We start from the raw sequence: 19,671 nt of genomic DNA on the forward strand, positions 1-19,671 counted from the left end.
GCGTTACGCGCAATTTCTCAGAATTTCACGTACGGATAAGTACGCTGCATTCTTCGAAATTGCGCAAGCCTTGATCTTGAACTTTTTACGGCACCATCTAAAGTCAGACTTTTTACGATGCCATCAACCCTTGGTTTGGCGGTGCATCAGCTTTGAACAAAGCCGAATAACTGTAAACACTGTACCATACACAAAACATTGGTGCCAATACAAAATTGGAAACCCGGATTTTTCTGAGTGTCGGGGCCGGGATTTTGCGAAACCGGCCATCCCGGCGTTTCGGCTTGACACCGAAGGGCCCGGCAGTATAATTTGAAGAAAATTAAAAATTTTATCTATTGATTATCCTTTTGGTTACTTTTTGGTGAATTCGGAAACGATCATGCACCGCAACCCGGTTTTTCGGCCGCGAATTGTTGTTTTTTTGTGTCTTGTGCTAATCGGCTCTGCATGGCTTGCGGCCCGGCCGGACGCCCGGAATGAAGCCGGCCGGCAGGTTTTTGTGATTCCGATTTCCGGCACCGTGGATCCGGGCATGGCGGCTTTCGTGGAACGGGCCCGCCAGCAAGTCTCCCAAAATCCGGAAGCCCTGGCTGTTTTTGAAATCAACACTTTTGGCGGCCGGGTGGATTCAGCCCTGGAAATTGTTGATACGCTTCTCAAAATCCCCGGGGATCAGACCATTGCCTATGTTTCGCCCAAGGCCATATCCGCCGGCGCGTTGATTGCCCTTGCCTGCGGGGATCTGGCCATGGCCCCGGGCAGCACCCTCGGGGATGTGGCCCCGATCATGCAGTCCAGCGAAGGGCCCAGGGAACTGGGTGAGAAATTTCAATCCCCCATCCGGGCCAAGTTTCGCGCTTTGGCAGAAAGAAACGGCTATCCCGCGGCCCTGGTCGAGGCCATGGTCACCAAGGAAAAGCACGTCCTGGAAGTCACCATGACCGACGGCACCACTGTTTACATGGATGCGCAGCAGTTTGAGGAACTGAGCGAAAGCGAAAAAAAGGCCGTGACATCGAAAAAAACCATAGTGGAAGCCGGCGAACTGCTGACTTTCCACGATGCCGAGGCCCTTTCCTACGGCCTGTCCATGATGACCGTGGATTCCATCGATGCCCTGCTCAACAATCTGGATATGTCCGTATACGAGCTCACCCGCATCGAGCAGACCTGGTCCGAGGCTCTGGTGCGCCTTATCGACGGTATTGCCCCGATTCTGATGATGATCGGGCTGGCCGGGCTTTATATTGAAATCAAGTCCCCTGGCTTTGGCGTGCCCGGGGCTGTGGGGGTTTTCTGTTTGGCGCTGGTGTTTTTGAGCCAGTACCTTGTGGGACTGGCCCATTACACGGAATTTTTCCTTTTGCTGGCCGGGCTGATCCTGATGGGCGTTGAGATGTTTGTGCTGCCAGGATTCGGTATGGCCGGATTTGCCGGGATTGTTTTTATCGTCATCGGCATGGTGCTGGCCATGCAGGATTTTGTGGTGCCCGACCCTTCCCTTCCCTGGCAGAAGGAGCTTCTCATTGAAAACGGGGTGCGGGTGCTGGGTGCCTATCTTGTGGCCATGGTTGCAGGACTTGTTTTTATACGCTATGTGATGCCGAAAATCCCCTCCAGCCGGGAAGGGCCTTACCTGGCCGCATCCTTGAAAGATGCCCATGCAGATGCCAAAGACACCCAGATGGTGCATCCGGGTGACACCGGTGTGGCCCTGACCTATCTGCGGCCTTCGGGCAAGGCGGAAATCAATGATGAAAGGGTGGACGTGATCACGGAAAATCAGTTTCTGGAAAAGGGGACCCTGATAAAAGTCATTGATATCCGGGGCAACCGGATTATCGTGGACAGAAAGGACCCGGCATGATCCAGCCCTACATTGTTCCGGTGCTCCTGCAGGTTGCCGGCATTGCCGTGCTTCTGGCCGAAGTCATGCTGCCTTCCGGCGGGCTTCTCACCATCGTGGCCCTGGGATGCTTCGGCTATTCCCTCTATTTTGTGTTTACTGCCGTGTCCGTGTTTGCGGGCATGGTGTTTGTGCTGGCCGACATCATTTTAATACCCGTGGTGCTCATTGCCGGGCTCAAGCTGCTGGCCCGCTCCCCCCTGGCTTTGAAAACCAGCCTTTCGAGCAAAAGCGGATTTTCTTCTTATGATCAGGAAAAAGGCGAGGATTACGTGGGCCGGCAGGGCAAGGCGGCAACCGATCTGCGTCCTGCGGGAACGGCTGTCATTGACGGAAAGCGTGTGGATGTGGTCACGCGGGGCGACTATATTGAAAAGGGATCGGCTGTGACGGTCATTGCCGTGGAAGGCAGCCGCATCGTGGTCCGAAAAGATCAATAGTTCAGGGTCCGGGGTTTTGTGCCGGCCGGCCCTGAACAACAGCAACCTTCTGAAGGAGGATTTATGCCGGTCGAATTTATCATTCTCGTTATTCTTGTCATTGCCTTAATTGTTTTGCTCTACTTTATCGGATCGGCCATTTCCCTGTGGGTCCAGGCCCTGGTTTCCGGTGCGAGCATCGGGCTTTTCAACATCATTTTCATGCGGCTTCGCAAGATTTCGCCAAAGCTTATCGTCAATGGCAAGATCATGGCGGTCAAGGCCGGGCTGGAGGTGTCCACAAACGACCTGGAATCGCATTTTCTGGCCGGCGGTGATGTCATGCGCGTCATCCAGGCCCTGATCGCCGCAGACAAAGCCAACATTGACCTGAAATTCAACCGGGCGGCCGCCATTGACCTGGCGGGTCGAAACGTGCTGGAAGCCGTTCAGATGAGTGTGAATCCCAAGGTGATTGAAACGCCAATGGTGGCGGCCATGGCCAAGGACGGCATCCAGCTGAAAGCCATCTCCAGGGTGACGGTGCGGGCCAATATTGACCGGCTGGTGGGCGGCGCCGGAGAGGAAACCATCCTGGCCCGGGTGGGCGAAGGCATTGTCACCACTATCGGATCCTCGGACAGTCATAAAAACGTTCTGGAAAATCCGGACTCCATTTCCAAGCGCGTTCTGGAAAAGGGGCTGGACGCGGGTACTGCCTATGAGATCCTCTCCATTGATATCGCGGACGTGGACGTGGGCAAAAACATCGGTGCAGAGCTGGAAACCGACCGGGCCGAGGCAGACAAGAAGATCGCCCAGGCCAAGGCTGAAGAGCGCCGGGCCATGGCTTATGCCGCAGAGCAGGAAATGAAGGCCAAGGTCCAGGAGATGCGCGCCAAGGTGGTGGAAAACGAGGCCCAGGTGCCCATTGCCATGGCAGAGGCCCTGCGCGCCGGCAACATTGGAATCATGGACTATTACCGGTTTAAAAACATCCAGGCCGACACCCAGATGCGCGACAGCATCGGCGGAAAAGAAGACGACGGCAGCGGCCAGGAAACGGAAACCGAGGAATAAAAAAGGCCGATACCCATGGAACCCCTGATATTTTTTCTGGTGGTGGCTTTCATTATCATCACCAATATTGTCAAGGCCAAAAAAAAGTTTGATAAAGGCGCTTCTGCCCCGCCGGAACAAACCCCAGGTGAAGCAGAGCCGAAAGCTGCGCCTGAGGACAAGGCATCGGCCGGGTGGAAGCGCAATATCCGGGATTTGCTGGCCGAACTCCGGCAGGAGGTTGTTGAGCAGCAGGGAAAAAAGACCCCGGAGCCCGCCCGGCAGCCGGGCCGCGGCACCGGGTGGGAGGACCTGGTCCGTACCGGGCCCGGGGCGGACAAACCGGATTTAAAGAAATCATCCGAGGCCCGGGGGGAAAAACAGCCCGCCGCCCCCCGGCAAAGTCCCCGGCCGGAACGGGGACAAACCCTGATTGAATCGCGCAGCCGGCAGGGATGGACCCCGGAGGCGCGCATCGGGGAAACAACAAGAAGGCCGCCGGCGCCGGCACTCGAGCAAATGGGAAAAAAGGAATTAAAACCCCTTCGGTCGCATCAGTTTTCAAGGCATGAGCTGCGCCGGGCCGTGATCTGGTATGAAGTCCTGGGTCCGCCCATGTCCCTGCGGGATCCGGAACGGGAAATATGGTTGTAGCTCCGGGATCCTGAGTTTCTTTCTTGAAAGGTGTTGCAAAATCGGCTATCTAATATATTTTTAAGACTTTTAAGATTCGTTTGTGCGCCATTGGGCGCAAAAATATGAAAATCCAAAAAGTTGCAGAGATTGAGCCATGACAGAAAATCAAGTGACCATTAATGGAAACCGGTTTTCCTTTGAACCCGGGGAAACGATTTTGGATGTGGCCCGGAAAAACAGCATTGATATCCCCACATTGTGCCATCTCAAGGGAGCCACGCCCACCGGGGCGTGCCGGATCTGCGTGGTGGAAGTGGAAAAGGCCCGCAACCTGCTGCCGGCATGCTGCACACCGGCACAGGCCGGCATGGTGATCCACTCCGAGTCGCCCGATGTGGTGAAGTCGCGCAAGAAAACAATCGAGCTGCTGCTGGCTTCGGGCAACCACAACTGCGCCGTGCGCAAGGTGGACGCATCCGGCAGTTTCGCCGATTTTCAGCTCCAGGTGCAGGACTATGATCACAGCAACCGGCTTTGCCCTGTCTGGGGCGACTGTCAGCTTCAGGATCTGGCCTACAGGTACCAGGTTTCCGGGGATGCTTTTTCCGCCACGCAAACCCCGTATCCCATGGAAACGGTCAACCCGTTTATCGTGCGCGACTTTTCCCGCTGCATCCTGTGCGGCCGGTGCGTGCAGGCCTGCAACGAAGTCCAGGTCAACCGCGCCATCAGCTTTGGATATCGCGGCAAAGACGGCAAAATCGTGGCCGCCGGCGACCAGCCCCTGAAGGACTCGGACTGCGTTTTTTGCGGGGAATGCGTCCAGGCATGCCCGGTGGGCGCCCTGGTGGAAAAGGAGGCCAGGTACCGGTGGCGGCCCTGGGAGGCGCAAAAGGTGCGCACCACCTGCAGTTACTGCGGTGTGGGCTGTCAGATGGATTTGCATGTCAAGGACAATGCCGTACTCAAGGTCACCGGCGCCGCGGATGTGGCGCCCAATTACGGCAGCCTCTGCGTCAAGGGCCGGTTTGGATACAAGTTCATTGATTCACCGGAGCGGATCACAAGCCCCATGATCAAGGAAAACGGAGAGTTCCGCAAAGCCACCTGGGACGAGGCCCTGGACCTTGTGGCCCGGCGGTTCACCGAAACCCGGGACACCCACGGGCCCGACAGTATCGGGGTGCTGACTTCGGCGCGGATCACAAACGAGGACAACTACATTGCCCAGAAATTTACCCGGGCGGTGCTGAAAACCAATAACATCGACCATTGCGCCCGTCTCTGACACAGCTCCACCGTGGCCGGTCTGGCCGCAGCATTCGGAAGCGGGGCAATGACAAACACCATCGCAGACGTTGAACAAGCCGATGTCATTTTGATCACAGGTTCCAATACCACGGAAAATCATCCGGTGATTTCCTCCTTTGTCAAGCGGGCCGTATCCTTTAAGGATACAAAGCTGATCCTTGTGGATCCCCGCAGGATCAAGATTGCCGAGTTTACCGACAAGTGGCTCCGGCCCAACCTGGGCACGGACGTGGCATGGATCAACGGCCTGATCCACGTGATTATAAAGGAAGACCTTTATGACAAGGAGTTTGTGGAAAACCGCACCCAGGGCTTTGATGCTCTAAAAGAGGCGGTTGCCAAATTCACCCCTGAATATGTCTCTGAGATAACTGGCATTCCCGCCCATCAGATTATTGAGGCCGCCCGCCTGTATGCCGGCGCAAAGAACGCGGCCATCGTCTATTGCATGGGCATTACCCAGCACATCTCGGGCACCGACAATGTGAAATCTTTGGCCAACCTGGCCATGATCACCGGCAATCTGGGCCGGCCCGGCACCGGGGTCAATCCCCTGCGGGGCCAGAACAATGTCCAGGGCGCCTGTGACATGGGCGGGCTGCCAAACGTGTTTTCCGCCTACCAGCCCGTGACAGTGGCCGACAATGTCTCCAAAATGGAAAAAGCATGGGGGGTCTCCGGCATGTCAGACAAGGCCGGGTTGCCGGTGACGGAAATGATTCCCAAAGCCCATTCCGGAGAGTTAAAGAATCTTTATATCATCGGCGAAAACCCGCTGGTATCGGATCCGGATCTCAATCACGCCGAGGAAAGTCTGGATCATCTGGATTTAATGGTAGTGCAGGACATTTTCATGACCGAAACCGCGCAGAAAGCCCACGTGGTGCTGCCGGCCACCTGCTTTGCGGAAAAAGACGGTACGTTTTCCAACACCGAACGCCGGGTTCAGCGGGTGCGCAAGGCGGTCAATCCCCCTGGGGAGGCCCGGGAGGATTGGTGGATAATCGCGGCCATATCCAAGCGCATGGGCTATGCCATGGATTATGAGAATGCCGGGGAAATTTTTGATGAAATGGCTTTGGTGACGCCTTCCTATGCCGGTCTCAGTTATGCGCGCATCGAACATGAAGGGATTCACTGGCCGTGTCCCAGCCCGGATCACCCGGGAACGCCGATTTTGCACACCCAGTCCTTTCCCGTCGGCAAGGGGGTATTGCATGCCATTGACTATATCCCGCCGGCTGAGCAGGTGGACGAGGAATATCCCCTGTACCTGACCACCGGCCGGGTTCTGTACCAGTATCATACCGGCAGCATGACCCGGAAAACCGATGGCTTAAACGAGCGGGCGCCGGAGAGCTTTGTGGAAATCTCGCCTGCGGATGCCGATAAATACGGTCTGGAAGACGGGGACAAGATCCGCATTGCTTCCAGACGCGGTGAGATCGTGGCAAAAATGACCGTATCGCCAAAGGCTGTGGACGGAACCGTGTTTATCCCGTTTCATTATGCAGAGGCGGCAGCCAACCGGCTGACCAATTCCGCCCTGGATCCGGTCTCCAAAATCCCGGAATACAAGGTCTGTGCGGTCAGGCTGTCCCGGGCGGCATGAACTCTTTGATTTACCAGTTGCTCATGATTTCCTGGCCCTGCCGCCGGGCCAGTTCATCCTGAAGTTCCTGGAACTGGGTGCCGATGGCCCGGAGGGTGTAGTTCATCACAGAATAGCCGATTTCCGGGTATTTTTTAAACAGCTGTTCCAGATCCTCTTTTTTCAGCCGGATGAGCCGGCAGTGCCGGGATGCACAGTATCCGGACAGGCGGTACTCAAAGGGCGGGACAAAGCAGTGCCATCCATAGGTCTGGGCCGAGGAAATAAATGTCAAAGGCTCGCACACATCCTTTTGTCTGGACTGCTCTGACTCGCAGATCAGCTGGATTTCGCCTTCCAGCACAATCCAGAGGTTTTTGGCCGCCTCTCCATGCTTGAAGATGGGATCGGATTTTCTGTATTCCACCACTTCGGCTGTATTTTGTAGGGCTTCCAGCTGCTGGTCTGTTAAGCCTGTAAACATTTCCACCTGGTCCATGAAATCAAGACTGGTCATTATTTTTCTCCCTTGGTCTGGGTTTTTGCGTCAAACAAGGCCGCGTGCGCAAATTTTATGAATTGCTCAGGGGTGCGGCATCAGCTGTTGCCTGCAGGTGTTCAAACCGGGTGCCCACAACCTGGATCATGGCCCTTAGAACCCTGTATCCGGTTTCAGGATTGTCCTTTAAAAAAGCCAGCAATTGCTCACCGCTGATTTTTACCACTTCGCAGGATTGAGAGGAGCAGTATGCAGACAGCTTGTATTTATAAGGCGGCAACAGGCTGGACCACCCGATGATGCCGTGAGATGAAAGCGTGGAGATGGTTTGGATCTGTGTGGTTTCCCGGGCCGGCATTTCAAAGCGAAGATCCACCTGCCCGCCGGCAATGGCCCATAAGTGGGCGGCGGCTTCGCCTTCCTTAAACAGGCGCGCGCCCTTTTCAAATCCGGCAATGCCGCTGAAACCGGCAATTTTTTTCAGCTCTTCATTCTCTATGTCGGAAAACGCCTCGGTCTGCCGCAAAACGTCTTGAATCTGGTCTGCCATTTATCATGCCTCCTTGCTGGTCTGCGTGCTGTTGTCCGGCTCCGGCACTTCCACCGTATGGTCGGTTAACACCTCGTTGTTTAAAACATGGCGCTCAAATACCTGCCGGACCTTTTCGGCATTCATTTTCTGATATACCACCGGACTCTGTCCGGCCACCGCCACTGTAACGTTGGGTTCGGTCTCGCACACGCCCAGACAATCAGAGGCCAGCACATGAATATCATGGCGACCGCTTTTGCCCAGTTCTTCGATCACGGCATTCATTACCTGCCTGGCGCCGGCGGCAATTCCGCAGTCTCCCATGTGAACCGTGACCCGGACATTGGGCTGCTGATGGCGCAGTGCGGTTTCATGCAGGGTCTTTTCCTTGATCCGTTGTAAGTCCTCGATGGTAATCTTGGCCATTGGCTGTTTCTCCCGGTAATGTATGATGGCGCCGTAAAAAGTTCAATATCTGCGTTACGCGCAATTTCTCAGAATTTCACGTACGGATAAGTACGCTGCATTCTTGGAAATTACGCAAGCCTTGATCTTAAACTTTTACGGCACCATCTGAAATCAGAGTTTTTACGGTGCCATTAAAACAACGCACAGGCTTTTTGTTAACTCATTTTATTCTCAACTAAATTAAAATAGAATAAAATCCCCGGGATGTCAAACAGATCCACGGTGTTGGTTATGCGTAAAAAAACGCGTCAACCCCCATCCAGCCAAGAAATCCGGCATACAGAGCCAGCAGGAGAATGCATTCAAACCGGGTAAGGCGCAGATGGGTGCGCAGCATGACAAACAGGGCAATGGTGGCCACGGCCAGAAGCCCCATGGCCGGGGCGGCCACGGAAAAGTCAATGATGCAGGTGCCGGCAATGAGCACGCCGCCGGGAATGGCGATTAACAGGTCAAAGGTGTTGCTGCCCAACACATTGGCCATGCTCACGACACCGTCTTTCCGGCGGGCGGCCTGGATGCTGACAAAGGCATCCGGAAGACTTGTGGCAGCGGCAATCACGCTCAGCCCCCAGAAAAAGTGCGGGGTGTTGAAAACATCTCCCAGGATGATCACCGATCGCACCAGTCCTTCCACGCCGACTCCGATAAAAGCCAGGCCCAGCAACAGGCGCAGCCAAAGTCTGCCCGCCCGCCCTGGATCTTTTGGGCATGAAGGCCGTTTTCCCGCTGCTGTATCCGGTATTCCATCGTATCCTGGTGCTGAAGGAAAATGTAGAGCCCGTAAAATCCCACGGGCAGAAGGGCGAGGGGGCGGGTGATGCTTCCTTCCCACTGGCTGCCGGCCACCGGATAATAGATCAGGGCCAGGGCAAAGCTTAACATGAGCACGGCCACGCTGATCATGTAAAACAGCCCTTCCTTGTAAATCATTTCCCGGTCTGCTTCCAGTCCCTTGCCCACAAGCCCGGAAACTCCGGGAATGACAAGGATGTTAAACACCGCCGATCCCACCACCGCAGCCACGCCAAGTTCGAACTTGCCGTGGACCAAAGTGGCGATTACTGTGCTGGAAAGTTCGGGAAAACTGGAGCCCACGGCCATGATAATCGATCCCTGGACCACGGCCGGCAAATGGTAATGGGCGGCCAGACGGCCGGCGGCCTTTTCCAGCAGAAAACTGCCGTGCCATACAGCCGCGGTTGCGGCAAGGATTACGAAAATGCAGACAATAACAACCATTAGAAGTGTTTTCCGCACCCGGCAATATATTTTTCATACCGCCGGAACTCGTCTTTGAAATTGCTGCTGAATATCTGCTGTCCCATACAGGCCCGGGTTTTCTCCATTTTTATGAACTTTCCGGAAGGGATCTTTCCGTTTCTATGCTCTGGTCATCTTCTGCGGCAATCAGGCCTTGGGACCGGGCTCTTTCATACCATTGCTTTCTGGCCCACTTGCGCATGTTGGGAATGGTGTCGGTTTCATCAATGATTTCCGTGCCCAGAAGGGTCTCCAGGATGTCTTCCATGGACACCAGTCCGGCAATGCCGCCGTATTCATCCACCACCAGGGCAATATGCTCCCGCCGGTCCAGAAGCTGTTCAAACAGGCGAAACAGGTTGACTGTTTCAGGTACGGCCAGCATGTCCCGGCCCAGCTCGGATACTGTCCGGGTGGCATCCCCGGTGGCCAGGGCCAGCAGCAGATCGTCTTTTAAAATGTATCGGGCAATGGATTTGTTGTCCGGTTCATACAGGGGAATCCGGGAAACATGAATGCTGGGATATACCTTGTAGACTTCCTCTATGCGCATGTTTTCGGGCAGGGAAAACATCACCTTGCGAGGGGTCATGATATCAGCGGCCCGGATGGAACTCAGGCGCATCAGGTTTTTGAGAATCCGGGATTCCTTTTCCAGAAACAGGCCTTCTTCAAACCCCAGATCCGCCAGGGCCCGGATTTCATCCCGGGTCACCGGCGTGATTTTTTTGCCCCTGGAAAACAGGTAGGTAATTACCTGTGACATTTGCACCAGTGGATACAGGACAATGATGAGGCTGCGGAGCAAAAGCACCGTGGGCCGGGTCAGGCTCCGCCAGAAAAGCGCGCCGATGGTCTTGGGAATGATCTCGGATAAAACCAGAATCAAAAAGGTGAGCACCGCGGATGTGGCGCCCACGTATTGGCTGCCGAACACTTCCACGGCCTGGGCGCCCACACCGGCGGCACCCACTGTATGGGCGATGGTGTTTAGGCTTAAAATGGCGGCCAGGGGGCGGTCAATATCGGTTTTCAGTGTGCGCAGCAGTTTGCCGGTTTTGGGATGAACCTCTTCGAAGGCTGCGGTAAAGCTAGGGGTGATCGACAGGAGGACCGATTCCATGATGGAGCACAGAAATGAGACCCCCAGGGCGATAGACAGGTAAATGAACAGAAGCGTCATTGATTTTCAGTTTTCTCGAGGATAAACAGATGGACAAATCGTGGATCCAGGTCCGCTGCCGGAACATGGCCGTATTCTTCGGCAATCCTGGAAAACAGGTTTTCCAGGGCCTCCTCCATGCGAACAGATATGTCATGGATGGAAATCCCGCTTTGGGCTGAAAGCCATTGGAGAAAATCGGATTTGGCCGAATCCCGGATCCCGGGTGTTTTTGTGCCTTGTTCCCAAAGCTCACTGAAAAAGGGCTGAAACGCATTGACCGGAATCGGCAGCGGAATCCGGGCCAGGCCCAGGCGGTCTTTTGCCCACAGGGTCAGCAGCAGGTTTTCATGGGTGATAAAATACCGCTTTGGCAGATAATGGGTATTGATGTCCATGCACGACAGCAGGTGGTCAAAGGCCGTGATTTCGTTTAAGGCGGCTTCGGCCGTCGCGATGTCCTGCATGGTTTCAAATTCCCGGTACATCCGGCCGGTTTGGTAATTGTCAAAAAATTTGGGCCGGGTCAGCAGAAGTCCGCCCACAAAACCCACAAGCCGCTCTCCCCAGAAACTCAGGGCCAGCCGGCGATGTGCGTACCAGGCATCGGCCTTCCATTTCCGGGCGTGGTTCCGCAGATCAACGGCCAGGGCGTAACCGGTTCGGAAGATGTCTGCCAGGCTGTAGTTGCTTAAGATCTCTGCGCTTTGTCCGGGTGCCGGCGGTTTTTGGGTCCCGGCCAGCCGGTGCAGGCCCAGACCGAGGTATGCGGAAACCTTTTCCACCACGTGGCCAAGCTCCTCGCGCTGGCGCACGGGCTGCTGGTCTGCTGCGATCACTTGATTGCACAGGGCGGCAAATTCCACCTGAAGCTCGTAGACAAGCTGGCTTGATTTGATTTGCCAGAGCGCCGTGCCGAAAATCCCGCTGTCTGAGAGCATGGAACTGTGCTGCACAGGCACCGGAAGGTTGAAGTCCGCATCAGATGCCGTATCCGGTGTCCGGGCCGGGCGTTTGCGCACCGATTCCGGCCGCATGGGGGCATATACGCCAACGGCTTCTTCAAACGGCAGAAATCCCTTTTCCGCAAGACGCACATTGCGAAACCGCAGGGCTTCTTCCTGGCTTTCGGCCTCCATGACGTTGACGCTGCGAAGCAGGGTGGCCTGGTAGGTCTGCAGGTCCTCGTCTGCAATGTGGCGAAGAAGCTGGTGGATGAGTTGCTGGCGCTCTTCCCGGTCGTCTTCGTCTTCAATGGCGTTTAAAAATCCGTCCAGGATGCGGACGTAAAAAACCCCGTCATGGGTGAAAAAGCCGTCCGGATAATCGCCGGGGTCTTCGTTTTCTTCCGGGAGCCGGATTTCAAGGGCCTCATGGAGATAGTATTCCAACAGGTCATATTTCTCTGATGCGGTCCACTGGTGGAAACGCGGCGGATCTGCCCGGGACAGCAGGCTCATCCAGTGGCCCAGGGCCTGGGTGTTGATGCGGTCCCGGTTCCAGATTTCCAGGTCCAGCAGGTATTCCCATTGTCGGTTGGAAGCCAGGGACAGCAGTTCCATGGCGTCTTCCGCCCCGATTTCGTGGACCAGAAAATATATGTCCTCTTCTGCCATGGAGTGAACCAGGGCAGTGGCCTGGGGGTGGTCCAGGAGTTCATCCAGGGCCTTTTCGGGCGGCTGCATTAAAATGCGCTGCTTGTCTGCAGCCAGCCGGGCCATGCGCTGCTGGTGGGCGGAGCGGATCTGCGTGTCTTCGGATTCGGAACTTGCCATTTTCAAAAAATCAATTCTGATGCGCCTGTAAAAAGTCTTTTTTACAGGCAGTGTTAAGTTTTAAGTGATTAAGTGTTAAGTAAAATCAAAAAGTTGTCTCTTTAGTGGTTGACGGAGATATCCGTTTTAGGACTTTTTACGGCACCATCAATTCTGTTTGCGTATAAATAAATTCAGGACGCCTTATTTTCCCGGGCACTGGGCACGGACGCCCGGATCAATGTCAGCGTCTGAATAGGCCTGGTCAAAATAATCTGAAAATTCCCTGGCTAAAGCTTCGGCCCGCTGCTCAAAGGCGTTTTTGTCAGACCAGGTATTTTCGGGATGCAGGATTTCCGCATCCACACCCGGGCAGGAGTCGGGCACGCTCAGGTGAAAGCGTTTGTTTTCCGTGTAGGACACATTGTCCAGGTGGCCTTCCATGGCCGCATCCAGCATGGCGCGGGTCTGGGTGATGTCAATGCGCGTGCCGGTTCCGTAAGGCCCCCCGCTCCAGCCGGTATTGACCAGAAATACCCGGGTCTGATGCTGTTTCATTTTCTCGCCGAGCAGGTTGGCGTAATACGAAGGCTTGTTGGCCATAAACGGCTGGCCGAAAAACCTGGAAAACGTAGTCTGGGGTTCCTTGATGCCGGTTTCCGTTCCGGCCAGCTTGCTGGTGTATCCCATGAGAAACCAGAGCATGGTCTGCTCGGCATTAAGCCGGGAAATGGGGGGCAGCACCCCGTTGGCATCAGCGGTCAGAAATATGATGGTGGACGGATGCCGGCCCGTGCCCTTGATTTTGACGTTGCTCAAATACCGCAGCGGGTAGGAGACCCGGCTGTTTTGGGTCAGGCGGGCGTCAAACTGGTCCACGGTGCCGTTGGGATATGTCATGCAGTTTTCAATGATCACCCCGTTTTCCTCGATTTCCCTGTGGGAAAACACGGCCTTGTAGATTTCGGGCTCTTTTTCAGGCTCCAGGTCAATGAGCTTTGCATAACAGCCGTGCTCAAAATTGGCGATGCCGTTTTCATCCCACCCGTGCTCGTCATCGCCGATCAAAGATCGGTTTTTGTCGGCCGACAGGGTGGTTTTGCCGGTTCCGGAAAGGCCCAGAAACAAAGAAACGTTGCCCTGGTGGTCTTCATTGGCCGAGCAGTGCAGGGGCAGAATGTTTTCATGGGGCAGGTAATAGTTCATGGCTGTAAACATGAGCTTTTTGGCGCTGCCGCAGTAGGCCGATCCGTATACCAGCCCAAGCCGGTTTTTGAAATCCATGGCAATGATCATGTCCGAGGTGGTGCCGTCCTCGCGTTTTCTGAGCCGGCCTTCATACCTGGAGGTGTCGATTTTGTCGTAAGGGGCGACCAGCAGGGTAAAGGGCTTGTCTGCAAACAGGCTTTTATCGATTTTTGAAGGCACGGGCCGGAACATGTTCATGGTAAACAGGCTGGTTAAGGCAAAATCGGTAACCGTCTGTACCGGCATGGCATACTGGGGATCCGCCCCGATGACACGGTCGGTGACATAAACCCGTGGTTTTTTCCACAGCACGGTCAGCGCATCAATCCAGAGACGGTGAAAGGTTTCCGGGTCAATGGACAGGTTGTTGGGCGAGGTCCAGTCAATGTGCTCCTCCAGTTCCGGGTAGCGAACGATCACCGTGTCTTTCGGGGAGCGGCCCGTTGATTCAGGCGGGGTCCAGGTGGACAGCGCACCGCAGGGCAAAACCAGCCCTTCGCGCTGGTCTACGGCATATCGGGTAATCTGGGCGCGTTTTAAATTGCGCAGAACCTCGGGATGAGTGGCGATCATCTGATTTAAGGTTTCAATGGCCATGGATTTACCTGCCCTGTTTAAGTGATTGTGGAATCATCCGCAGGCCCGCAGGCAAACTTTTCCGGCACCGGCATCTGCAGATCGATCCATTTGAGTATCTTGTCCATTTCCTCGCAAATCTCGGCAAGGGCCCGGCCCCTGTGGCTGACCCGGTTTTTCTCCGCAGCCGGCAGCTGGGCAAAGGATTTGCCCAAAGACGGGTAATAAAATACCGGATCATAGCCAAAGCCGTTTTGTCCGGTCGGCTCCCGGAGGATTTGCCCCTCGCATCGGCCTTCATAGGTAAGTGCTGCGCCCGTAGGCACGGCAATGGAGATCACGCAAACAAATGCCGCGCTCCGGTCCTGCTGGTTTTCCATCATTTCCAGCAATTTTCGGCATTTTTCCACGTCCGTGGCATCAGCGCCGGCAAACCGGGCCGAGTGCACTCCGGGCTGCCCGCCCAGGGCATTGACGCACAGGCCTGAATCGTCTGCCAGGGTTGGCAGTCCCAGTACCCGGGAGGCAAAGGATGCTTTTTTATAGGCGTTTTCGTCAAAGGTCTCACCGTCTTCATCGATTTCCGGAATCGGGCCGAAATCGTCGAGATTTTTTACGGTCACCGGATATCCGGACAGCAGTTCACGGATTTCACGGGTTTTTCCCGAATTCCGGGTGGCAATCACCAGGGTGGTTCGCTCGTCCATATGCGCCTCAGAGTCTGTAACAAAAAACTGTAAAACAGGATGATCCAGTCAGATTTCCAAATATTCTATCGGCTGGAAATGTCAGGAAATAAACCTTTTTTATACTGGATCTGTTTTTGATTGTAAACCCCTTTGATAGTGCCGCCTGCTTCCGGCCCGCTTTTCAACGAAAAATGTTTCATACAGGGTTTTTCCATGGTATAGGACCTCCAGGGCAACTCAAGGTCGGGATCTTTTTTTGGAACCAAAAAAACTGACCCCCACCGCAGGGTTCCTTTCTGTAAAAACATCATGCAACGTGAGAAACTCTCTAAAAGTTAACCCGAAACGTGAAAAAATCAAACCCAGTATAATAAAGGAACACGGCTTATGCACAAGCTGCTGCAGGACAATGCCGGAGAAACGCTGATGCTTCTGGGCAACGAGGCCATCGCCCGGGGTGCAGTGGAAGCGGGTCTGGCCTTTGCCGCCACATACCCGGGAACGCCGTCCTCGGAAATCTCGGCCAATTTTTTCCAGATGGCAAAGCAAAGCGACCTGTATTTCGAATACAGCACCAATGAGAAAGTGGCCCTGGAAGTAACCGCAGCCGCTGCCAATTCAGGGGTTCGGAGCATGTGCATCATGAAGCACGTGGGCATGAACGTGGCGGCAGATGCCATGATGACCCTGGCCTACGTGGGGGTAAAGGCGGGCCTGGTGATTCTTTGCGCAGATGATCCCTACATGTTTTCCTCCCAGAACGAGCAGGACAACCGGTATTACGGCAAGCTCTCGGGTCTTCCCATCCTGGAGCCGTCCGGCGTGGATGAGGCCCGGCAGATTATGCCATATGCATTTGAATTGTCCGAAACCCTCCAGGAGCCGGTGATTGTGCGCACCACCACCCGGATCAATCATTCCACCGGGCAGGTGGTGCTCGGTGAGATCACCCCGCCGAAAACAAAGGGAAGCTTTGTCAAGGATCCGTTTCATCTGGTTACCGTGCCGGCCGTGTCGCGCAACCTGCACGTGCGTTTGCTAAAGCGGCTGGACCAGGCAGAGGCCCTGTCCTGTGAGTCCAAATACAATTTTATCCATGGAAAAGGCCCCTGGGGTATTGTGGTCAACGGGGTGAGCTACAATTACGTGGCCGATGCAATCAGGGATCTGGGCATTGAAGACCAAACCCGGATTTTCCGCGTGGGTTTTTCCCATCCCATGCCCGGTGAAAAGGTAAAGGCCTTTCTTCGGGGGTGTGAAAAAGTCCTTGTGGTGGAAGAAGGCGAGCCCTACATGGAAGAGGCCATCCGCGCCCTGGCCCAGGAAGCGGGCCTGACTCTGCCCATCGGCGGCAAGGCCCCGCACCTGTTTTCCCGGCTGTTTGAATATGATCCGGCCATGGTGCGTGAAAAAATCGCCGCCTGGTTTGATGTGGCCCTGGAGCCGGCCGTGCCCCTGGATCTCTCCGATGTGCCGGAAATCCCCCAGCGGCCGCCCAACCTGTGTGCGGGCTGCTCACACCGGGCCACCTTTTATGCGGTCAACAAGGCCACCGAAGGCATGGCCACGGTCAAGCCCAATGATATCGGCTGCTACACCCTTGGGTTTATGCCCCCGCTGTCAGCAGGCGATTTTCTCATCTGCATGGGCTCGTCTGTGGGAACGGGATGCGGGTTTTCCCAGGTGCTCGATGACAAGGTCATCTCCTATATCGGGGATTCCACGTTTTTCCACTCCGGCATTCCGGGGCTGATCAATGCGGTTTTCAACAACCATGACTTGACCCTGGTGATTCTGGATAACCACACCACGGCCATGACCGGTCATCAGCCCCATCCGGGCGTGGACATGAGCGGCCTTGGCCAGGAGGGTTACGGCCGGGTCTCCATTGAGTCTCTGGTAAAGGGAATCGGCGTGCCCCATGTCAGCGTGATCCGGCCCTATAATGTCAAAAAAAGCGTGGCCGCTCTCAAAGAAGCCATCGAATTTGAGGGGGTCTCGGTTGTCATTGCCCGGCAGGACTGCGTTTTGCAGGCCCGGAGCCTGAAGAAACAAACCGGGCGCCCCTTTCGGGTGGATCCGCAGAAATGCGCCAATCACCGCAATTGTATCAATGACCTGGCATGCCCGGCCTTTTATATGGATGAAGACCGGGTCTGCATTGATGAGTCCATATGCACGGGCTGTTCGGTCTGCGCCCAGGTATGCCCGGAAAATGCCATTGTGCCCGTCAAGGAGAAAAAATAATGGATGTAACCCGACTGATCATCGTGGCCGTGGGCGGTCAGGGCAATCTGCTGGCCTCCCGTGTGCTTGGGGAAGCCGCCCGGCGCTCGCAGCTGCCCGTGCGCATGAGTGAAATTCACGGTATGGCCCAGCGCGGCGGGGTGGTGGAATCCGCCCTGGTTTTCGGAGATGCGCAAAGCCCCATTATTTCCGACGGCGAGGCCGATATCCTGGTGGGCTTTGAGCCGGCCGAAGCCCTGCGCGCGCTGAAAAAATGCAATGCCGACACCACGGTGATCATCAACACCGCCGCCCTGCAGCCCTTTACCGCAGCTATCGGAAAAGGCGTTTATCCGGATCTCGATGATATCCAGCGCCTGATCGCCTCCAAGTGCGCCCGGCTGATTTCCCTGGATGCCGCCGCCCTGGCCCGGGAGGCCGGAAACGTGCTTTCGGTGAACATGGTGCTGCTCGGTGCGCTTAGCGCAACAAACCTGATTCCCTTAAACGAGCAGAGCCTCAAAGATGCTATCAGCGCGGTGACCCGGCAGGCGTTTGCGGAAACCAACCTGAAAGCCTTTGAGCTGGGGCGCAAGGCCGCCACGACCTGAAAACGGCTGCTGTCTGAGCCGTTTTTATACCGCCGGCAGGTCCGGGGCACAAAAACGGGCGGCAATGTTTTGCTGCTCGTCTAATATCTCCCGGAGAATTTTCATGTCGGTCATGGGGTTCATGATCACCGCCCGCAGGACCACCAGGTTTTCACCGCATGCCGGATCTCCCCGGAGGGTGGTGCGCGAGACAAAACTGTAGCCCGCCTCCCGCTGCAGCCGCTGCAGGTCCCGGTTGACCCGGTTGATTGCGCTGTTGAGGCTGCACCTGCGGTCCTGGTTTTCGTCTTTGATGGCCTGCTGGATTTTTTGCGGGCAGTACCGGTAGGTGAGGATGTTTAATACCGGGCGGGTGACCAGTTCAAAATCCGGCCGGCTTTCAATTTCGTCTGCAAATGCCCCAGCGGTTTGGATTCCGTGGTCAATGAGCAGGGCATAGCCCTGGGACCCCATAATTTTCAGGGCTGAATCCAGAATCAGGCTGTTGGCCTCCCTGGAGCCGGAAAGCGACTTGATGCCCAGGTCCACTGATCCCCGGCGGTTGACGTAATTGGCGTGGTACTCGATAACATCGAGCAGTTCCGGGTCCCGGAAGTAAACCATCCCGCAGCTCATGGGCATGTAAAACTGTTTGTGCCCGTCAATGGTCACGGAATCGCTTTTTTCAATGCCGGCCAGCAGGTGCTTGTATTTTGCCGACAGCAGGGTGGGCCCGCCCCAGGCGGCATCCACGTGGAAATGAATGTTGTGGCGCCGGCACACGTCTGCCATGGGTCCCAGGGGGTCCACGGTGCCGGTCTCGGTTGCCCCGGCAATGCCCACGGCTGCAAGAATGCAGGTTTCGGGCGACTCGGAGCGGATGCGTGAAATGGTCTGCTCCAGGGCTTTGATATCAATTCTGTGGTGTTTGTCCGTGTCCACGGGAATGACGTTGTTGTTGCCAATACCCAGGATGCCGGCGGATTTTCTGAGGGAATAATGCACCAGGCGGGAGGCCAGGATCACGCAACGGTTGACCCCGTAGGCTTGGTAGGCTGCGGCCACCCCCTCGTTTTCTATGCCGGAAAATCCGTTTTTGGGGGCAAACTTTGCGTTTCTGGCCACCCACAGGGCAGTGAGATTGGCCGTGGTTCCCCCTTCGGTAAACACCCCCAGGGTGGTTTCCGTGTTCTGCACGTGGGCCAGGTAGAAGTCTTCCTCAAAATCATAGATTAACCGGTGGATTTTTGCGATGACCTGTTTTTCAATCACCGAGACCACCTTGGAGGTCTCAAGTTTGACCACGTTCTGGTTTAAGGCCGCCACGATGGTTTTTAGATGAACCATGAAAAACGGAATCGCCGAGGTCATGTGACCCACGAAATAAGGCGATGCCACGTTGACCGCATGAGGGGCGGTTTCATTGATCAGGCAGGCAATAACATCTGCGAGTTTTTTTTCCGGCTCCTCGCTGATATCGGTGCGCATGTAGTTCTGTGAAAGATCCCGCAGGCTTTTGGCCTCTGTAATGCCCACATGGCGCTTTAAAAAATCGTGGAGTCCGAAAAGAATCCGCTCCATGTACTTGATCAAGGTGGCCCGGGAATCATCGTCTTCAGGACGGATAAAGACCCTGGCCAGTCGCTGCCAGTCAGCGACCAGGTCCTTTTTCGGAGGTTGGGGGGCGTTTGCAGCCATTGATGTAACAACACTTTTGGTTTATGCTGTCTGTTGACAGC

General features: G+C 55.4%; 17 protein-coding genes. 7 read left to right on the forward strand and 10 right to left on the reverse strand.

Going from position 1 to position 19,671, the window contains the following annotated elements:
• Positions 1 to 382: 382 nt before the first annotated feature.
• The 5 genes from ACTCIA_RS06195 to fdhF all read left to right on the forward strand — a co-directional run bounded on the left by ACTCIA_RS06195 (position 383) and on the right by fdhF (position 6,946).
• Positions 383 to 1,870, forward strand: a complete 1,488-nt coding sequence (locus tag ACTCIA_RS06195) for an NfeD family protein (protein WP_463000933.1) — start codon at positions 383 to 385, stop codon at positions 1,868 to 1,870.
• Positions 1,867 to 2,349 carry an NfeD family protein gene (locus ACTCIA_RS06200; protein WP_463000934.1) on the forward strand — a complete coding sequence of 161 codons (483 nt, stop codon included), beginning with the start codon at positions 1,867 to 1,869 and terminating at the stop codon, positions 2,347 to 2,349. Before ACTCIA_RS06195 ends, ACTCIA_RS06200 begins: the two co-directional genes overlap by 4 nt.
• A gap of 63 nt (positions 2,350 to 2,412) precedes the next feature.
• Positions 2,413 to 3,408, forward strand: a complete 996-nt coding sequence (gene floA / locus ACTCIA_RS06205; RefSeq protein ID WP_181549573.1) for a flotillin-like protein FloA — start codon at positions 2,413 to 2,415, stop codon at positions 3,406 to 3,408.
• 15 nt (positions 3,409 to 3,423) lie between these two features.
• Entirely contained in the window at positions 3,424 to 4,041 is a 618-nt protein-coding gene (locus ACTCIA_RS06210; RefSeq protein ID WP_463000935.1) for a hypothetical protein, read from the forward strand.
• Between the two features lie 136 nt (positions 4,042 to 4,177).
• On the forward strand, positions 4,178 to 6,946 hold the full coding sequence (fdhF, locus tag ACTCIA_RS06215; RefSeq protein WP_463000936.1) for a formate dehydrogenase subunit alpha: 2,769 nt from the start codon (positions 4,178 to 4,180) through the stop codon (positions 6,944 to 6,946).
• A 10-nt stretch (positions 6,947 to 6,956) separates the two neighbouring features.
• Here fdhF and ACTCIA_RS06220 read toward each other — a convergent pair whose 3' ends face one another.
• The 9 genes from ACTCIA_RS06220 to ACTCIA_RS06260 all read right to left on the reverse strand — a co-directional run bounded on the left by ACTCIA_RS06220 (position 6,957) and on the right by ACTCIA_RS06260 (position 15,134).
• Complete coding sequence (locus ACTCIA_RS06220; RefSeq protein WP_463000937.1) at positions 6,957 to 7,442, reverse strand: Crp/Fnr family transcriptional regulator; 486 nt, start codon at positions 7,440 to 7,442, stop codon at positions 6,957 to 6,959.
• 55 nt (positions 7,443 to 7,497) lie between these two features.
• Positions 7,498 to 7,974 (reverse strand): Crp/Fnr family transcriptional regulator, encoded by a 477-nt coding sequence (locus ACTCIA_RS06225; protein WP_463000938.1) that lies wholly within the window; start codon positions 7,972 to 7,974, stop codon positions 7,498 to 7,500.
• Between the two features lie 3 nt (positions 7,975 to 7,977).
• Positions 7,978 to 8,382, reverse strand: coding sequence for a (2Fe-2S) ferredoxin domain-containing protein (locus tag ACTCIA_RS06230; protein WP_463000939.1), 405 nt, complete (start codon positions 8,380 to 8,382; stop codon positions 7,978 to 7,980).
• Positions 8,383 to 8,653: 271 nt separating this feature from the next.
• The gene (locus ACTCIA_RS06235) at positions 8,654 to 9,061 is read right to left on the reverse strand and encodes a sodium:calcium antiporter (RefSeq protein WP_463000940.1); all 408 of its coding nucleotides are present in this window, start codon (positions 9,059 to 9,061) and stop codon (positions 8,654 to 8,656) included.
• Positions 9,037 to 9,666, reverse strand: a complete 630-nt coding sequence (locus ACTCIA_RS06240; RefSeq protein ID WP_463000941.1) for a sodium:calcium antiporter — start codon at positions 9,664 to 9,666, stop codon at positions 9,037 to 9,039. The genes ACTCIA_RS06235 and ACTCIA_RS06240 overlap by 25 nt, the downstream gene beginning before the upstream one ends.
• Positions 9,667 to 9,775: 109 nt before the next feature.
• Positions 9,776 to 10,870, reverse strand: coding sequence for a CNNM domain-containing protein (locus ACTCIA_RS06245; RefSeq protein WP_463000942.1), 1,095 nt, complete (start codon positions 10,868 to 10,870; stop codon positions 9,776 to 9,778).
• The gene (locus ACTCIA_RS06250; RefSeq protein WP_463000943.1) at positions 10,867 to 12,624 is read right to left on the reverse strand and encodes a DUF6178 family protein; all 1,758 of its coding nucleotides are present in this window, start codon (positions 12,622 to 12,624) and stop codon (positions 10,867 to 10,869) included. Before ACTCIA_RS06250 ends, ACTCIA_RS06245 begins: the two co-directional genes overlap by 4 nt.
• 183 nt (positions 12,625 to 12,807) lie before the next feature.
• Positions 12,808 to 14,448, reverse strand: coding sequence for a phosphoenolpyruvate carboxykinase (locus ACTCIA_RS06255; RefSeq protein ID WP_463000944.1), 1,641 nt, complete (start codon positions 14,446 to 14,448; stop codon positions 12,808 to 12,810).
• Positions 14,449 to 14,465: 17 nt separating this feature from the next.
• Entirely contained in the window at positions 14,466 to 15,134 is a 669-nt protein-coding gene (locus ACTCIA_RS06260) for an XTP/dITP diphosphatase (RefSeq protein ID WP_463000945.1), read from the reverse strand.
• A gap of 369 nt (positions 15,135 to 15,503) precedes the next feature.
• On the opposite strand from ACTCIA_RS06260, the gene iorA reads away from it, so the two are divergent.
• Positions 15,504 to 17,363, forward strand: coding sequence for an indolepyruvate ferredoxin oxidoreductase subunit alpha (gene iorA / locus ACTCIA_RS06265; protein WP_463000946.1), 1,860 nt, complete (start codon positions 15,504 to 15,506; stop codon positions 17,361 to 17,363).
• Entirely contained in the window at positions 17,363 to 17,953 is a 591-nt protein-coding gene (locus tag ACTCIA_RS06270) for an indolepyruvate oxidoreductase subunit beta (protein WP_463000947.1), read from the forward strand. Before iorA ends, ACTCIA_RS06270 begins: the two co-directional genes overlap by 1 nt.
• A 24-nt stretch (positions 17,954 to 17,977) precedes the next feature.
• On the opposite strand, the gene panP is transcribed toward ACTCIA_RS06270, so the two are convergent.
• Positions 17,978 to 19,630, reverse strand: coding sequence for a pyridoxal-dependent aspartate 1-decarboxylase PanP (gene panP / locus ACTCIA_RS06275; protein ID WP_463000948.1), 1,653 nt, complete (start codon positions 19,628 to 19,630; stop codon positions 17,978 to 17,980).
• Positions 19,631 to 19,671: the final 41 nt, after the last annotated feature.

The sequence above is a fragment of the Desulfosalsimonas sp. genome, from assembly GCF_055149105.1.

What these genes read in the sequence shown, in the direction of transcription:
- ACTCIA_RS06225 (WP_463000938.1), bottom strand. Translation starts at nt 7,974, where the DNA reads ATGGCAGACCAGATTCAAGACGTTTTGCGGCAGACCGAGGCGTTTTCC.
- ACTCIA_RS06210 (WP_463000935.1), top strand. Translation starts at nt 3,424, where the DNA reads ATGGAACCCCTGATATTTTTTCTGGTGGTGGCTTTCATTATCATCACC.
- ACTCIA_RS06245 (WP_463000942.1), bottom strand. Translation starts at nt 10,870, where the DNA reads ATGACGCTTCTGTTCATTTACCTGTCTATCGCCCTGGGGGTCTCATTT.
- ACTCIA_RS06230 (WP_463000939.1), bottom strand. Translation starts at nt 8,382, where the DNA reads ATGGCCAAGATTACCATCGAGGACTTACAACGGATCAAGGAAAAGACC.
- ACTCIA_RS06195 (WP_463000933.1), top strand. Translation starts at nt 383, where the DNA reads ATGCACCGCAACCCGGTTTTTCGGCCGCGAATTGTTGTTTTTTTGTGT.
- iorA (WP_463000946.1), top strand. Translation starts at nt 15,504, where the DNA reads ATGCACAAGCTGCTGCAGGACAATGCCGGAGAAACGCTGATGCTTCTG.
- ACTCIA_RS06260 (WP_463000945.1), bottom strand. Translation starts at nt 15,134, where the DNA reads ATGGACGAGCGAACCACCCTGGTGATTGCCACCCGGAATTCGGGAAAA.
- ACTCIA_RS06270 (WP_463000947.1), top strand. Translation starts at nt 17,363, where the DNA reads ATGGATGTAACCCGACTGATCATCGTGGCCGTGGGCGGTCAGGGCAAT.
- ACTCIA_RS06250 (WP_463000943.1), bottom strand. Translation starts at nt 12,624, where the DNA reads ATGGCAAGTTCCGAATCCGAAGACACGCAGATCCGCTCCGCCCACCAG.
- panP (WP_463000948.1), bottom strand. Translation starts at nt 19,630, where the DNA reads ATGGCTGCAAACGCCCCCCAACCTCCGAAAAAGGACCTGGTCGCTGAC.
- floA (WP_181549573.1), top strand. Translation starts at nt 2,413, where the DNA reads ATGCCGGTCGAATTTATCATTCTCGTTATTCTTGTCATTGCCTTAATT.
- ACTCIA_RS06240 (WP_463000941.1), bottom strand. Translation starts at nt 9,666, where the DNA reads ATGGTTGTTATTGTCTGCATTTTCGTAATCCTTGCCGCAACCGCGGCT.
- ACTCIA_RS06255 (WP_463000944.1), bottom strand. Translation starts at nt 14,448, where the DNA reads ATGGCCATTGAAACCTTAAATCAGATGATCGCCACTCATCCCGAGGTT.
- ACTCIA_RS06200 (WP_463000934.1), top strand. Translation starts at nt 1,867, where the DNA reads ATGATCCAGCCCTACATTGTTCCGGTGCTCCTGCAGGTTGCCGGCATT.
- ACTCIA_RS06220 (WP_463000937.1), bottom strand. Translation starts at nt 7,442, where the DNA reads ATGACCAGTCTTGATTTCATGGACCAGGTGGAAATGTTTACAGGCTTA.